14 protein-coding genes and 1 other RNA gene are annotated in these 13,676 nt (G+C 63.1%); 5 read left to right on the top strand and 10 right to left on the bottom strand.

The window, feature by feature from the left end; all coding sequences use genetic code 11:
- Positions 1–21 precede the first annotated feature (21 nt).
- The gene (locus CCUG20998_RS07245) at positions 22–720 is read right to left on the bottom strand and encodes an MspA family porin (RefSeq protein ID WP_172607267.1); all 699 of its coding nucleotides are present in this window, start codon (positions 718–720) and stop codon (positions 22–24) included.
- Between the two features lie 277 nt (positions 721–997).
- Between CCUG20998_RS07245 and CCUG20998_RS07240 the strand changes: the two genes are divergently transcribed.
- Entirely contained in the window at positions 998–1,234 is a 237-nt protein-coding gene (locus CCUG20998_RS07240) for a hypothetical protein (RefSeq protein ID WP_020732292.1), read from the top strand.
- Between the two features lie 39 nt (positions 1,235–1,273).
- Here CCUG20998_RS07240 and CCUG20998_RS07235 read toward each other — a convergent pair whose 3' ends face one another.
- A complete protein-coding gene (locus CCUG20998_RS07235) occupies positions 1,274–1,540 on the bottom strand; it encodes a hypothetical protein (RefSeq protein WP_166436237.1) in 267 nt (88 codons plus the stop codon).
- 261 nt (positions 1,541–1,801) lie between these two features.
- Between CCUG20998_RS07235 and CCUG20998_RS27800 the strand changes: the two genes are divergently transcribed.
- Positions 1,802–1,954 carry a hypothetical protein gene (locus CCUG20998_RS27800; RefSeq protein ID WP_020732290.1) on the top strand — a complete coding sequence of 51 codons (153 nt, stop codon included), beginning with the start codon at positions 1,802–1,804 and terminating at the stop codon, positions 1,952–1,954.
- A 289-nt stretch (positions 1,955–2,243) separates the two neighbouring features.
- Complete coding sequence (locus CCUG20998_RS07230) at positions 2,244–3,719, top strand: PecA family PE domain-processing aspartic protease (RefSeq protein WP_036457509.1); 1,476 nt, start codon at positions 2,244–2,246, stop codon at positions 3,717–3,719.
- Between the two features lie 154 nt (positions 3,720–3,873).
- On the opposite strand, the gene ssrA is transcribed toward CCUG20998_RS07230, so the two are convergent.
- From ssrA to CCUG20998_RS07205, 4 genes are all read right to left on the bottom strand, one after another.
- Positions 3,874–4,241, bottom strand: a transfer-messenger RNA (tmRNA) gene (gene ssrA, locus CCUG20998_RS07220).
- Between the two features lie 78 nt (positions 4,242–4,319).
- Positions 4,320–5,165 carry a maleylpyruvate isomerase family mycothiol-dependent enzyme gene (locus CCUG20998_RS07215; protein ID WP_020732288.1) on the bottom strand — a complete coding sequence of 282 codons (846 nt, stop codon included), beginning with the start codon at positions 5,163–5,165 and terminating at the stop codon, positions 4,320–4,322.
- Between the two features lie 24 nt (positions 5,166–5,189).
- Positions 5,190–6,218 carry a tetratricopeptide repeat protein gene (locus CCUG20998_RS07210; RefSeq protein WP_038579099.1) on the bottom strand — a complete coding sequence of 343 codons (1,029 nt, stop codon included), beginning with the start codon at positions 6,216–6,218 and terminating at the stop codon, positions 5,190–5,192.
- The gene (locus CCUG20998_RS07205; RefSeq protein WP_036457434.1) at positions 6,218–7,453 is read right to left on the bottom strand and encodes an ATP-binding protein; all 1,236 of its coding nucleotides are present in this window, start codon (positions 7,451–7,453) and stop codon (positions 6,218–6,220) included. Before CCUG20998_RS07205 ends, CCUG20998_RS07210 begins: the two co-directional genes overlap by 1 nt.
- A gap of 344 nt (positions 7,454–7,797) precedes the next feature.
- Here CCUG20998_RS07205 and CCUG20998_RS07200 point away from each other — a divergent pair, with 344 nt between their 5' ends.
- Both CCUG20998_RS07200 and CCUG20998_RS07195 read left to right on the top strand, forming a co-directional pair.
- On the top strand, positions 7,798–10,137 hold the full coding sequence (locus CCUG20998_RS07200; protein ID WP_036457507.1) for a putative alpha/beta hydrolase: 2,340 nt from the start codon (positions 7,798–7,800) through the stop codon (positions 10,135–10,137).
- Positions 10,134–11,003 carry a hypothetical protein gene (locus tag CCUG20998_RS07195; RefSeq protein ID WP_036457506.1) on the top strand — a complete coding sequence of 290 codons (870 nt, stop codon included), beginning with the start codon at positions 10,134–10,136 and terminating at the stop codon, positions 11,001–11,003. Before CCUG20998_RS07200 ends, CCUG20998_RS07195 begins: the two co-directional genes overlap by 4 nt.
- A gap of 33 nt (positions 11,004–11,036) precedes the next feature.
- On the opposite strand, the gene smpB is transcribed toward CCUG20998_RS07195, so the two are convergent.
- The 4 genes from smpB to CCUG20998_RS07175 are packed head-to-tail and all read right to left on the bottom strand — an operon-like array spanning position 11,037 to position 13,674.
- The gene (gene smpB / locus CCUG20998_RS07190) at positions 11,037–11,543 is read right to left on the bottom strand and encodes an SsrA-binding protein SmpB (protein ID WP_012393371.1); all 507 of its coding nucleotides are present in this window, start codon (positions 11,541–11,543) and stop codon (positions 11,037–11,039) included.
- A gap of 2 nt (positions 11,544–11,545) precedes the next feature.
- Positions 11,546–12,439 carry a permease-like cell division protein FtsX gene (ftsX, locus tag CCUG20998_RS07185; RefSeq protein WP_012393370.1) on the bottom strand — a complete coding sequence of 298 codons (894 nt, stop codon included), beginning with the start codon at positions 12,437–12,439 and terminating at the stop codon, positions 11,546–11,548.
- Entirely contained in the window at positions 12,440–13,129 is a 690-nt protein-coding gene (gene ftsE / locus CCUG20998_RS07180) for a cell division ATP-binding protein FtsE (protein WP_011740377.1), read from the bottom strand.
- A 44-nt stretch (positions 13,130–13,173) separates the two neighbouring features.
- Entirely contained in the window at positions 13,174–13,674 is a 501-nt protein-coding gene (locus CCUG20998_RS07175) for an Rv3103c family proline-rich protein (protein WP_081651143.1), read from the bottom strand.
- Positions 13,675–13,676: the final 2 nt, after the last annotated feature.

Raw genomic sequence — 13,676 nt, 5'->3', positions numbered from 1 at the left:
GGGGCTCCGAGGACAGCGCAATCAGACAGCCTTGGTGGAGCCGACGTAGGACAGCACCACGTCGGATTCATCGGTAATCCGGGTCAGGGTCGCGTACGAGCGGACGAACGATTGACCAACGCACCCATCGATCTTGAGATGGAAGGCGCTGATCATGATCCAGGGATTTGCCCCCTTGAACTCTTTTCTGACCACTGGCACCACGACGACGAACCCGGGCTTGAGCCCCACACTGACCACGTTGTTGTATTGCCCGGTTATCAGCGGAATGAGAATCGGCGGCTGGCCGGGCCCCAGGGGTAGTTCGGCGCCGATCGAGGGGGCGACACCGCCGCTATTGGCCATGACGAAGCCGTTGGAGGTGCTCATGTCGATGCCGCAGCCGATCTCGTAGCCGACCTCGAGGATGCCCCGCGGGGTTTCCGGCCCGGTTAGCGAAGCGCCGAAGATCCCGCTGGAGAGGTACTCCCGAGACGAGATCGCGGTGGTCATCGGCGCCACCGGAACGTGTTTCTCGTCTTTCGCGCCGAGGGCCAGGACCCAGCCGTCAGGGGTGGTGATCTTGGCGGGTGTGCCAGGCGGCACCGCCCCGTCATCCGGTGGCACGGCACCGGGCGGGGGTTGGGCGTCCGGCTCCGCACCTGCCGACGGCGCGGAAATCGATGCGACGAGGCACACAGCGAGAACCACGGCACGACGAATCACCGCGGAAATCGGCATCACAGCCGATACGCTAGGCACCGCCCGATTAGCCCTACGGCTTTGCTGGTTGAAGAAATCAGAGTTGTTTCCCGTTTGTAGCTGGTTCGCGACGCAGACACGTCACTCTGGACACGACCCGGTCGGTTTGTGGCCGGTGGTTGTGCAATTCGTGTACTTACTTCGTTTGCCGGATCGCTTATGGCTGCGCTTGGCGACTAAACTTCAAACTTAGCCAGAAATTCGTGGCAGGCGGCAGAGAGGTTGATCAATGCCCCTTCGGAGAATCGCTCACGCAGTGTCGGCAATCCTGATTGCGCTGACGGCTCTGGTGGGTAGCAGCGCGATCGCCAACGCGGACCCAGAAGATGCGACTCCCCCGATAATCGACGATTTGCTCATCCTCACCCAGCCACCCGCCCAGGATCCACGCGCGTTGCATCAGAGCCATCCGGAGGGCGCCCTGGAAGGCCAGGGCCGGATCGGAATGGTCTGTCAGAATCACAATGTGAGATGCCAGAAAATGGGCTTCTAGGCTTCACTGTCGGCGTTCAACGCGTCGACCACGCCCCGATCAGGGGCACAAGAACGAAATGGGCGGGCACCGCACCGCGTCCGGCGGGAGTGGCCCCTCCGCGTACACCCCACCGGATACCTGGTGAAAGTCATGGCAGACGTTCATGTCCCAGGTTTGGGCCAGCTCCTGCACCGCCCACGGCACCGGTTCGCCTGGGCACCAAGTGCCGTGACAGATCGGGTCACATCTCGAATCGGCCTGGGCCGTCCCCGCGCCCAGCACCAGACCGGCAAGCCCCAGGCCGAGATAGACGAACACAGTCATGGCCGAGCCCACGACTAGTGGGTCTCAGCCGCGACACCGCACCCACCAGGGCCGTCGTGGGCTTGCTGGAACTCGAAGATCCGCACATCATGGAACCTCTTTCGCTCAAATCCCCTGACGCCATTGTCCGGCGTCGTCACGCGAAAAGTAGCGGCGCGGATCTGCTACCGATCCCAAACAGCGGGATTGTTCGCCTTAGCTGTCCGGGGTGCAGCGACCGCGAATCCCAACCCGACGTTCAAATCAGAGACAATCACTGTCATGGACTCCGAAACCCCGCCGCCGGCCCCGGCAAAACCTCCTCGGGCGCGCGTCACACCCGAGGACCTGGACAGGTTCGGCGATGAGGATCTGATCCGGCGGGCGTCAAACGACGAATGGCTGCGCAACGAGGCACCACCGCACCACGGTTGAGGCGCGCGCCGATCAAACCGTCCGCCAAAGAAGATGCCGTCGGCGTAGCATCACCCCCACCTGGGAGGTGCGGCATGGCCAACACCTGCGTGTGTGCGCGGTGCGCAATCGCGCCGGATCCCAATGCCGGCCGTCGTCTACGCCGCACAACACCACCTTTGCCCGGACACACCGCATTGAAATTGGGGCACTCGGAAACGACGAAAAGCGCCGACTGTCTCGGAATCACTGGGGATACCTCGACGAGACAGCCGGGGACGTGGACAACCATGACAGGACGGGGGTCGGCGTGGCGCAACTGAGCGTGGCCCCACCGTGGTTGGTATCGGCAGCGCAGGATCTACAAAGCATCGGTTCGACTCTTGCAGCGGCCAATGGGGCCGCTGCCGGCCCAACCACCGTTCTCGCAACCGCTGCCGCCGACGAAGTATCAACGGCAATTGCAGCGCTATTTGCGGGGCACGCGCGCGAATATCATTCCCTGAGTGGGTATTTCGGCGCTTTTAACCAGCAGTTCGTGCAAGCGCTGAACTCGGCGTCCGGCGCATATGCCTCCGCTGAGGCACAGAGCGCGTCGCTGTTGCAGACGGTCGGACGCGACGTGCTGGGAGCCATCAATGCACCCACTGAATTCCTGCTCGGGCGCCCGCTTATCGGCAACGGCGCCGACGGCACCGCGGCCAACCCCAATGGCGGCGCCGGCGGCCTGCTCATCGGCAACGGCGGCAACGGCTACTCGCAAACCACTCCTGGCCTCACCGGCGGCACCGGAGGCACCGCCGGACTCATCGGCAACGGCGGATCCGGGGGTGCCGGAGGATCCAACGCGGCGGGCGGACCAGGAGGCCTCGGCGGCTGGCTATACGGCAACAACGGGCCCGCTGGCACCGGGTCACCGGTCAACGCATCTGTCCCGCTATACCTCGACAACAACTTTCCGGCGGTAAATGTCTCCATAAACGGCGGGCCCAGTGTGCCTGTGCTGCTTGACACCGGATCTGCTGGTCTTGTCGTCCCCATCTGGGACATCGGATTACAAAACCTCGGACTGCCCACCGGATTCGATGTGATTCGGTACGGCAACGGGGTCAACATCCTCTACGCCGATTTCAACACAACAGTGGACTTCGGCAGTGGGGCTGTGACTGCCCCGACCAGCGTTCAGGTCGGCATCCTCCCGTTCCCGACATCTCTGCAAGGCCTGACCCTGATTGCGATGGGGAACGGCTTCGGCCCGACGGGGCACGGCGTACTGGGCATCGGACCGAATATCAACGCCGCCACAGGAGGGCACGGCAACGTCGTGACCACGGCGCTGCCGGGTCAACTCAATGAGGGCGAACTGATTAACATTCCTCAGGGATACATGCAGTTCGGGCCCAACACAGGCACACCCATAACCTCGGTGAGCGGAGTACCGATCACCACCCTGGATGTCCAGTTCGGCGGTTATGACCCACTCGGCACCTACTATCCGGTCACCTCGATTGTTGATTCCGGCGGAAACCACGGGACGATTCCCGGGATCATTCTCGGGACCGGACAGACATCCGGAGTCGTCCCTCCGGGAACGGTTATCTCCATCTCCACGAACGACAATCAAACGCTGCTGTACTCCTACACCACGACCGGCACCGACAGCCCAGTAGTCACCGGAAACATTCCAATGAATACCGGGCTTCTGCCCTTCGCATTGGGCCCGGTGTACATCTCGAACAGTCCGAGCGGTGTTGGGACGGTGGTATTCAACTACCCACCGCCGTGACCGAGTGCTTGCGCAGGTTCAGTTGCCACGAGAATGCGCGGGTGGCGTCGACACCAACTACCCTGCGGGTCCAGCCACAGCCGTGACCGGCAACCGATTAGCGAATCAGGCATGGTTCGTACGCGATAGTTGTGGCGTACGACCCGCCATTCAGTTGTGGAGCTGCCGGGAATCGAACCCGGGTCCTACGGCATTCCCTCAAGGCTTCTCCGTGCGCAGTCCGCTATGTCTCTGCTCGGATCTCCTGGTCACGCGAACTAGCCAGGATGACGATCCCAGTCGCTGTTGATGTCCCGATGAGCCCCGCGACCGAACTCATCGGTTGATCCCTCTAGCTGATGCCGGGGTCCGGGGCGAGGGCGTTCCCGGTCCGACAGACTAGCCGTCGCTTAGGCAGCGAGAGCGTAGTCGCGCTGATGTGAATCGGCGCTTATCTAGTTGCATCGACGCTTACGGTGGTCTCTTGCCTGCACCGGCACGCTTCCCTTGATTCGATGCGCGAAGTCGAAACCGTTCAGCCCCTCGCATCCCTGCCGATCTTCGGCAGGACAACCCATGGTACGCCCTGAAAAACCAGCGGCAACCGAATTATGTTCCCGATCAGATCACGAAGTTGAGACGCTCGACGATGTGGGCGGCCAGGTCCTTGTCGCCGCCGAATTCGATGTCCTGGCTGCGCGCCGGACTCTTCGGGCGACCACCGGCAAGCCGAGTGAACTGCAGGCCGTCCATCCGGATCGTCGCGGTCGGTTCTTGTCCCCCAAAGTCGTCGACAACCTGCGCACGACCCTCGACGTTGACGCGGATCTCGCGGGTCAGCGGTCCGGTCAGCTCGAATAGGACGCGTGAGCCCTCGGGAGCTTTGGCCAGCTTGCCGACCACAAACCCCATCGAGGTCGAGATCTCGTCGAGGGACAGGCGCGAAGCCGGCCCCGCAAGCTGCTCGTCGGACGATTCCTGCTGCAGCGCGTGGCGGATGTCCTGCTCGTGCATCCAGCAGTCGAAGGCACGGATCCGCATGAACCGCCCGTAGCTGTCGGGTCCGGCCGGCGTGGTGGTCGCGGCATTCCATTCTTCGTTGGAAAGGTCGGTGAGAGCCTTGCGCCGTTTCTCGGTCACGTTGCGGAAACGTTCCAGCAGGCTGGCGCCGGACTCCCCGCACAGGTGGCGCACCCAGAACTCGTTCATCACCCCGATGGGGTTGCGCACGTGCCCCAGCGCGGAAACGTCGACGTCGGGCTCGGGCGCGGCGACGCCCATCAGGAAAGACTCGGTCCCGATCAGGTGCGCCACGACGGCCTTGACATCCCAACCCGGCAGCGGGCTCTTGGCCTGCCAGTCGGCCTCGGGCAGCCCGTCCAGCAGCGCGTCGATGGAGTCCCACACGGCGAACAGCCCAGCCAATACGTCGGATTTATCGAGTTCGGTAAGGGGTCGGGAGGCCATGGTCGGATACTAGGCCGGTCAGCTTCAGTAGCTGAGGCCGACCCAGAACAACAGCAGCCCGCTCAATATCAGCAGGCCGCACACCGGGATGATGCCGGCGGGCCAGGCCAAGATGGTGGCAATCGCCCCGACCAGCACCGCCAGTAGCGCGTGCAGCACCCGGAGATAGGTCAGGCGCTGTTCGCGCAACGCCGAAGCCAGTACCCGACGGGGCGCCGAGCGCAGCATCCAGATGAACCCGACGATCAGCACCCCGGTGAGAATTCCGGTGACCACCCGCAGCCCCGCCGTCGACTGCGCCTTGGCGTTCAGCTTCAGCACCATGGCGGCGAAGAACGCGAGCACCCCGGCAACGACGGTCACCCCGCGAAACACCCGCTCCAGGACCACACCGATGTTCCGGCGGGCCACCGCACCGATGGTCGGGTCGGTGCCTGCCGCATCGAGAAACCCGCGCAGCGCGTGCGCAAATTTGCGCCGACGAAGCCGGTTGATCGCCAGGTTGTTGAGCGCCTCGGCGTTGCCTGGGTCCAGCGCCAACGCGGCTCGATAGGCCTCGGTGGATTCCTCGATTCGGCGCAGGTCGTGCAAGATCGAGCCGCGCAGAATGTGTGCGTCAACATTGCCGGGATCGAGCCGTAACGCTTGGTCGATGGCATAGAGCGCGTTGGACAATTGCCAGGCCTTCTGTAACAAGCTCGCGTAAGTCCGATGCGCCAGGGGCTCATTGGGATGAGCCAGCACCGCCCGCCACGCCATGCACAGGGCGTCCCAGCTGCGCCCCAGCTGATCGAGGGATACCGCGTAGAGCCGCATGGCGAATTCCGATTCGGGCGCGGCCGCCAATGCGCTGTATGCGCTCCACGCGGCATTGTCGTAGTTGCCCAGCAGGTATTCAGCCCGAGACAGATGCGCCAACAGGTTCGGGTCATTGGGATTTTGCGCCAACGAACTGCGCAAGACCTCTCGGGCGCGTTCGTAATTCCCAGTGTCGCAGTGGATGCTGGCGATGTGGATGGCTTCGTCGCGCTGATCGGCGGCGGGGCCTGGCATCACCGAATCTTTCTACGGCGCAGATACTTTGCCAGGTCGTCGTAGGTTCCGTCGTTGTTGGCGAATTCGACGACATTGCGCGCGGTCTCGAACCAGGGTCCAGTGCTGGGGCGGATCTGTGCGGCGGCCGCGTCGATGTCTGCCATCGTCACCGGACGAACCTGTCCGGCACGCATCGATTCGGCCATCGCTATCTGGGTTGCGCTGTCACAGATGTGCGCCAGGTCTGCGCCGGAAAACCCTTCGGTGCGGTTGGCGATCGCCCGGGGGTCGATCCCCGCGACCGGCCGATCCCGCAGATGAACGCGGACGATCCCCGCCCTGGCTTCGGCGTCGGGCAACCCGACAAAGATCATCCGATCGAAACGGCCGGGCCGACGCAGCGCCGGGTCGACGTCCCAGGGCGCATTGGTCGCTCCGAGCACATAGACGCCATCGTTGGAGGACGCCGCCGAGTCGAGTTCTTCGAGAATGGAGTTGACCACCGTGCGCAACCCCGCGCTGCCGCTGAGCGCGGAACGCCGATGCCCCAACGCGTCCACTTCGTCGAAGAACAGCACGCACGGAGCGTTGCGGCGGGCATTGTCGAAGACCGCGCGGATGCTGCGCTCACTATCCCCGAACCAGCGATGCAGCACATCTGCGATTCCCACCTGGTAGAAGCTGGCACCCAGCTCCCCCGAAACCGCCTTGGCCAGATAGCTTTTCCCACAACCGGGCGGGCCGTATAACAACAGGCCACCGCGTGCGGAGACCTTGTACGCCTTCATCAGCTCGGGGTTGCGTAGCGGCCCAAGCAGCGAAAGCTCCAGTTGCTGTTTGGCATCGGCCATACCGGCGATATCGGCCAACCGGACCTGGCTGCGCTGCACCACGTCGAAGTCGCCCTCGCCGACCACGTCCGGGGGCGCCTCCACGAATGCGGGCTCGATGATGTCGGCGACCTGTTTTTCCGCCTTGGACCAGTCAAAGCCGGCAGTGTCGGGAGCGTGCTGTTGCTGTTGCGCCGGCACCACCTCGGCAGGCGCTGCCAACGCCGCGCTGCAACGCTGCAACAGACTCAGCGCCTCGGCATTGGCGGCATCCTTGGCAAGTACCGCACTGCAATGCCCCAGCGCCTCCGCGTGGCGTCCCCTGTCAGCCAACAGCGCGGCCAGATGCAGCCGAAGTTCGACAACCTCGGGGCTGCGCTCCACCGCCGCGGACAACTCCCGAATCACAGGGTCTTCAGTCACCGCTATCTCCCGTACGTACCGCAGCTTGCGCGTGCGCGCCAGTCAGCCCATGCCTTGTCCATGTTCGCCCACCTCGATAGCGACCGACAACGAGATCCAGGTCTCTGTGTTGTCTATTGGGGTTGTCTCTTGGGCCGATGGTGTCAGGTCGACCCGGCCGGAGCGAAATGCGCCCGTAGCGCCGCACCGACCGGCCATCGCCAAGCGAATTGACCACCCGGCTCGCGACAGTATCCTGTGTCCCCGGGCCGAGAAGGGACGACGATGCTGATCAATTCGGGTTTGTTCCATTCGAGGGCACGAACCAATCCCAGCGCGTGGACAACCACGCTCGAGGTGGGGCAATGCAGCTTAGGTACATAAGCGTCCCGGCGCTAGTCGCCTATGCCGGAGGTGATCCCTGGGCGATCAACCAAAGCCTCCAGGCTGGTCGCCCAGCTCAGATTTCCGACTTGGCAACCGCGTTTCATGCTGCGGGACGCAGCACTGCCGAGTCGAACATTACGTTTGAGCAAGCCCGCCGACGCTTTGAAGCGGCCTGGAATCACCAGAACGGCGAGAACCCCATCAACGATTCCGCCGAGGTGCAGCGCACAGCCCAGGCGCTGGGCGCTCAATCCGAGCAGTTGCCCCAGATCGGAGCCCATCTGGAGGAGGTCGCCGCAGCGCTGGCTGAGGCGCAAAAAGGCGCTGCCGGAAGAATCGCCACCCTCGAAATTCAGTTGCAGGACCTTGATGACCTGATCGCGCAGGCGATGGAGATGGAAAAGGACCCCCACCTCAGCGCGGCGGATAGAAACGCACTCGACGCCATCATCACGGCGTGTGAAGACGATGCAATCCGCGACACAGAGGACGCCCTGAGACGACTGCACTCAATCCGAAACTGCTACTCAGACATTCTGCAAAAAGGACAGACCAACCTCGCCACCGATGGATACGACCCGGCTCGGGTTCGGGGGGCCGACGGCCATGAGGCAGAGACGCCCCGCCAGGCCGAGCGAGACGTACATGACGCGCTTGCCGGTGACCTGGGAGCGGCCGCTCGCGTCAGCGGGGTGCTGGGTTCCATCACCCCGGATCAGCTGGCCGGAAAGACGCCACTAAACGCGGAGCAGGCATCGGTGTTGAGCCAACTACAAGCTCAAGAGCATGGCATGTCTGTCGATGCGCTCAAGACCGCCGAACAACGCCTGGGAGTCGAGCGAGCCATCATCGGCGACTCGTGGCAGTTGATGAGCAACCCGAACCTCAATTTCCCCAAGACCGATACCAAAGTAGGAGCCCAAGAGGGTTCGGAAACGATGCAGGGCGGATTTGATCAACTGCCGCAAAGTTTGCAGAACGCACTCACATTCAACGAACCCTCGCACTCGAATTCGGCCAACGACATCGCGGAGATCGCCAAGGTCGCCGGTGATGGCAGCCCAAGGCTGCAGCACGGCACGGAGCTGGACAAGGCCATGCTTGACTGGGGCACGCGAGAACTCCACGAAGAAATGCCGCACGGGCAAATCGTGGACCATAGTTTGCTCCATGGCGCCCAGCGGAACATCCTCGACGATGTGTTCCGAGTGGCCGGGCGCGATCACGTGAGGGTGACCGACCTGCTCACCAGCAGTGGCCACGATCAGTTCTTGTTCGATGTGACCCACAATCGGTGGGACGACGGCGGCAAGGGCATCGGCTCATTGTTCAGCTGGACGCAAAACCCTGGGGGGCCTGAAGCCGAGCTCGCGGGTAAAACCGCACATGCATACGCAAGCTACTTGGGCCAACACCCCGGTGACTTACTGAACTTGCCGAACGGATTCAGCACCACCACGCTGGGCGAAGCAAATCCCGAGCTGGTCCAATCTTTCGCACACGGTCTGGCGCCATACATACCCAACATCGCAGGCGAGCACAATGAATTTTCCCAGTTTTTTACCACCCCAGATTCGGCCGAGAACCAAGAAAACGAATCCTGGCCGGCAGCGAAAGGGATCTTCTCGGTGCTGAGTACCGATAAGTCGGCTTCGGATTATTTCAATGGCGCGGCCGACCGCAATATCATCCAGGCTGAAAAGCATTTCGCTCAATCCGCGGCCAACCAGGTTCCCGACCTGATCAATCACGACGAAGATCTCAAGTACGCGGCCAGATTGAAGGGGCTCATCGACGTCGGCACCTACAACGCTTCCAACGCCGATCTGACGGCCGCATACAACCTGAAGAAATCAGCTTACGAAAGTCTGCTCAAGGGCGGCACCTTCGGCGTCGGTACTCTGCCGATCCCCGGAGCGGGAATCGTAGGCAGCGGAACAAATCTCATCGGCTCGGCCATAGAGCACGACATCGTCGGTCCCGCGCCGACCACGACGTCGATTCCGGACATGCCCCACACCACCCCACCGCGGCTGGTGCTCGACGGATTTCTGGCGTCCGGCCAACCGCTGTCTGGATTGGAACCGGAGCTATATCGCCCAGTCGATCCGCAGCATCCTGACGGCCCGATGCGAATTGCCACCTATGCCGAGATGAACGAGGATTGGCGCAAGAGGAATACTCCGCAAGCCTACGACAGCGTGCTTTCAAGCGCGCTAAGCCAGACACTCGGCAACGACACGGTGACACGGATCGACTCCGATATTTCGACCTACTACAACAATGTTGTGCACAACCCACAACCATGGAAAAAATGAGCGCAACACGTCGCGTATCCAGGGCGCTGGCCGCGCTACCCGTTGTCATGATGGCAGCCATCGGCTGCAGTCACTCGGAACCCGCGCCGCCGCTATCAAAGGTCCCCTGGACCGGACTGCTGGCACAAGAACGAGAAGTGTGGAGCGCGGAACCGGGAATCGACCTTGTGACCGGACCTGCGGTAGTCATCCGCGCGTACCTGGAGTCGCGCTCACTTGCCAGTCAGATGGGCGACATCGACTATGTCTACCCCGGGTTCAAACACGCGGTCGCACCCAACGACCCAGCCGAGCCCGACTATTCGCTGAACCCACCCCCCATCACCCAAGACCTCTGGCCTGAGCCACGCCCCGACAGCAGTCCGCTCCCCTATCCAGCCGTAGGTACGGGCCGCTCCCACATCCTGCGTATCGACACCTCCGGCCGCCAGGTCACCGCGGTGGTCTGCGGATGGGACTACGGGACCGCTTACGACATCGGAGATGGCCGGTACAGCAACGATCCGACCAACCCTCTGGGCACTCACAATCCCGACGGCGGCATTTTCGCGCAATGGGTCGCAATGACCGCCCCCGCACCCGACACAAGCCCGCCGTTGCCGCCTCAGCGGGGGCCGGCCCCCGCACCGACAACAGATGTGTTCGACGGCTGGCGGATCGTCGGCTACGCCATCCACGGACCGACCGACACCCTGCGGCTTGCCCCACCGCAATGGCCAACCAGGCAAGCCGACACCAACGCGTGCGTCACCAAAGCACCCGACCCACCCCAGCGGCGCGTGTTTCTAGCCGATGGAGTCCACCCGCGCTCCGATTTCCCGACGCAGCACCCCTACCCCGGCTGGCCAATCGCAAACCCGGCGTGAGCCCAAACGCGACGCCTACGGTCGCACCGCCAGTCAGCCCATGCCCTTGGCCCGGCGACCCAGTTCGCGAATCACCTCACGCTGGGCATCACGCCGGGCCAGGTCCTGACGCTTGTCGTGGGCGTGCTTACCGCGCGCCAACGCGAGTTCGACCTTGACCTTGCCGTCGAGGAAATACATCGACAGCGGAACCAGCGCGAAATTGCCTTCGCGAATCTTGCCGAACAGGGTGTCGATCTGGCGGCGATGCAACAGCAGCTTGCGGTTGCGCCGCGGTTCGTGGTTGGTCCAGGTGCCGTGCAGGTACTCCGGGATGTGCAGGTTGCGCAGCCAGACTTCGCCGTCGTCGACGGTGGCGAAGGCGTCGACCAGCGACGCGTGCCCCTCCCGCAGGCTCTTCACCTCGGTCCCCTGCAGTGCGACGCCGGCCTCGAACACCTCGATGATCGAGTAGTTGTGCCGAGCCTTGCGATTGGTGGCGATGATCTTCTTGCCACCCTGCTTGCCGGACGGTTTCGCCTGCTTCGACTGCGCTGCCATCGCTACCGCCGCACGTATAGCCGTAACGTCACGTACGCCGTGGCCCCGGCCATCGCAACGCCCAGCGCCAATAGGGCCGGGGAGATGAAGAAGATGTCGGCATAGTCGATACGGGCGATCAAATTGGCCTGGTAGAACTGGTTCAACGCGTTTTCCAGGAACATCGCCCGCACGAATATCAGGCCGCCGATGGCGATGACGACCCCGAGCGTCGCGGCCAGCATCGCCTCCATCAGGAACGGCAGCTGGGTATACCAGCGGCTGGCCCCCACCAATCGCATGATGCCGATTTCGGTGCGCCGCGTATACGCGGCGACTTGGACCATGTTGGCGATCAGCAAGATCGCACCGACGGCCTGGACCAATGCCACGGCAAACGCGGCGTTACTCAAGCCATCCAGCACCGCGAACAACCGGTCGATCAGATCCTTCTGGTTGAGCACCGAGAGCACCCCGGGCTGGCCCTGCATGGCGGAGTCGAAGTCCTTGTGCTGCTCCGGGTTCTCCAGCTTCACGATGAACGATGCCGGGAATGAATCCTTGCCCGCAACGTCCTTGTACTGCGGAAACTTGCGGATGGCATCGTCGTAGGCCTGCGCGCGGTTGAGGAATCGCACCGCTTTGACGTCTTTGCGCTTTTCGATCTTCTCGCGCAACGCCTTGCACGGGTCGGAATCGCAGTTGGGATCGTTGGCCGATACGTCGTCGGTGAGGAACACCTGGGTTTCGACGCGGTCCAGATAGATGGCACGCGAGTTCTCCGCCAGGCGGACCACCAGCAGACCACCGCCGAACAGGCCGATCGAGATGGCGGTCGTCAAGATCATGGCGACCGTCATGGTGACATTGCGACGAAGTCCGGTCAGGACCTCGTTGAGCAGGAAGCCGAAGCGCACTTAGCGATCCATCCCGTAGACACCGCGCTGTTCATCACGAACCAGCCTGCCCAGCGACAACTCGACCACCCGCTGCCGCATCGAGTCAACGATGTGGTGGTCGTGCGTTGCCATCAGCACCGTCGTCCCGGTGCGGTTGATTCGCTCCAACAAATCCATGATGTCCTTACTGGTATCTGGGTCCAGGTTGCCGGTGGGCTCGTCGGCCAGCAGCACCAGCGGCCGGTTGACAAAGGCGCGGGCGATCGCGACCCGCTGTTGCTCGCCGCCGGACAGCTCGTGCGGCAGGCGGTTGGCTTTGCCCGACAAGCCGACCGTCTCGAGCACATCGGGCACCACCCGATTGATCGCGTCCGCACGCTTGCCGATCACCTCTAGGGCGAACGCGACGTTTTCGTACACCGTCTTTTGCTGCAGCAACCGGAAGTCCTGGAAAACGCAACCGATCACCTGCCGCAGTTTGGGCACATTGCGACCACGCAGCTTGTTGACGTGGAACTTCGACACCCGTACATCTCCGGATGTCGGCGTCTCCGCCGCCAGCAACAACCGCATGAACGTCGACTTGCCCGAACCCGACGGACCGATCAGGAAGACGAACTCACCCTTGTCGATCTTGACATTGATGTCATCCAACGCCGGGCGCGCCGACGATTTGTACTGCTTGCTGACATGGTCCAGGGTGATCATCACGGCACGCCAGTGTAGCGGTGCGCTTCGCCTACAGGCGAAAATTAGCTGGCCGGTGGTGTCGGAGTCGGCCCCGACGATACCGGCCCCGGCTCCGGCTCAGGGGTCTGTGACGGTGACGGAACCGGTGTTGGCGGGGTCGTGGTGGCGGGACAGAACGGCGGCGGCAGCAGACACGGCGGCGCCGAGGGGCCGGGAACCGGAGTTGACGTGGTCGGCGTCGGAGTCGGCGTCGGCGATGTGGTGGTGGGCGTGGGCCGGGTGGCCGTGGTCGGTGGCTGCACCCTGGTGCGCGGCACCCAGGTGTAGTTCGGATCGGGCACAAAGCCGGGCGGTACCACCTGGCTGGGGGGTGTGGTCTTTCCAGCCGAGTGCTGCGGGTTGTAGGTGTCATAGAGCCACCACACCGCCAGGAAAGCCACCATCAGTACCACCGTTGACAGACGGATCCGGCCGCCGAACAACTGACGGGGCGTACCGCGCTTGCGGTTGCCGTTCGACTGACCGTTGCGCCGCAAGCGGGTCGGAACAAATGTGATTTTCATCG

The sequence above is a fragment of the Mycobacterium marinum genome (assembly GCF_003391395.1).
Classification (GTDB): domain Bacteria; phylum Actinomycetota; class Actinomycetes; order Mycobacteriales; family Mycobacteriaceae; genus Mycobacterium; species Mycobacterium marinum.
The sequence above is the reverse complement of the archived record's forward strand: the minus strand, read 5'-3'. Positions and strand labels throughout refer to the sequence as shown.

What these genes read in the sequence shown, in the direction of transcription:
- smpB (WP_012393371.1), bottom strand. Translation starts at nt 11,543, where the DNA reads ATGGCAGCGCAGTCGAAGCAGGCGAAACCGTCCGGCAAGCAGGGTGGC.
- CCUG20998_RS07235 (WP_166436237.1), bottom strand. Translation starts at nt 1,540, where the DNA reads ATGACTGTGTTCGTCTATCTCGGCCTGGGGCTTGCCGGTCTGGTGCTG.
- CCUG20998_RS07195 (WP_036457506.1), top strand. Translation starts at nt 10,134, where the DNA reads ATGAGCGCAACACGTCGCGTATCCAGGGCGCTGGCCGCGCTACCCGTT.
- CCUG20998_RS27800 (WP_020732290.1), top strand. Translation starts at nt 1,802, where the DNA reads ATGGACTCCGAAACCCCGCCGCCGGCCCCGGCAAAACCTCCTCGGGCG.
- ftsE (WP_011740377.1), bottom strand. Translation starts at nt 13,129, where the DNA reads ATGATCACCCTGGACCATGTCAGCAAGCAGTACAAATCGTCGGCGCGC.
- CCUG20998_RS07210 (WP_038579099.1), bottom strand. Translation starts at nt 6,218, where the DNA reads ATGCCAGGCCCCGCCGCCGATCAGCGCGACGAAGCCATCCACATCGCC.
- CCUG20998_RS07175 (WP_081651143.1), bottom strand. Translation starts at nt 13,674, where the DNA reads ATGAAAATCACATTTGTTCCGACCCGCTTGCGGCGCAACGGTCAGTCG.
- CCUG20998_RS07245 (WP_172607267.1), bottom strand. Translation starts at nt 720, where the DNA reads ATGCCGATTTCCGCGGTGATTCGTCGTGCCGTGGTTCTCGCTGTGTGC.
- CCUG20998_RS07200 (WP_036457507.1), top strand. Translation starts at nt 7,798, where the DNA reads ATGCAGCTTAGGTACATAAGCGTCCCGGCGCTAGTCGCCTATGCCGGA.
- CCUG20998_RS07215 (WP_020732288.1), bottom strand. Translation starts at nt 5,165, where the DNA reads ATGGCCTCCCGACCCCTTACCGAACTCGATAAATCCGACGTATTGGCT.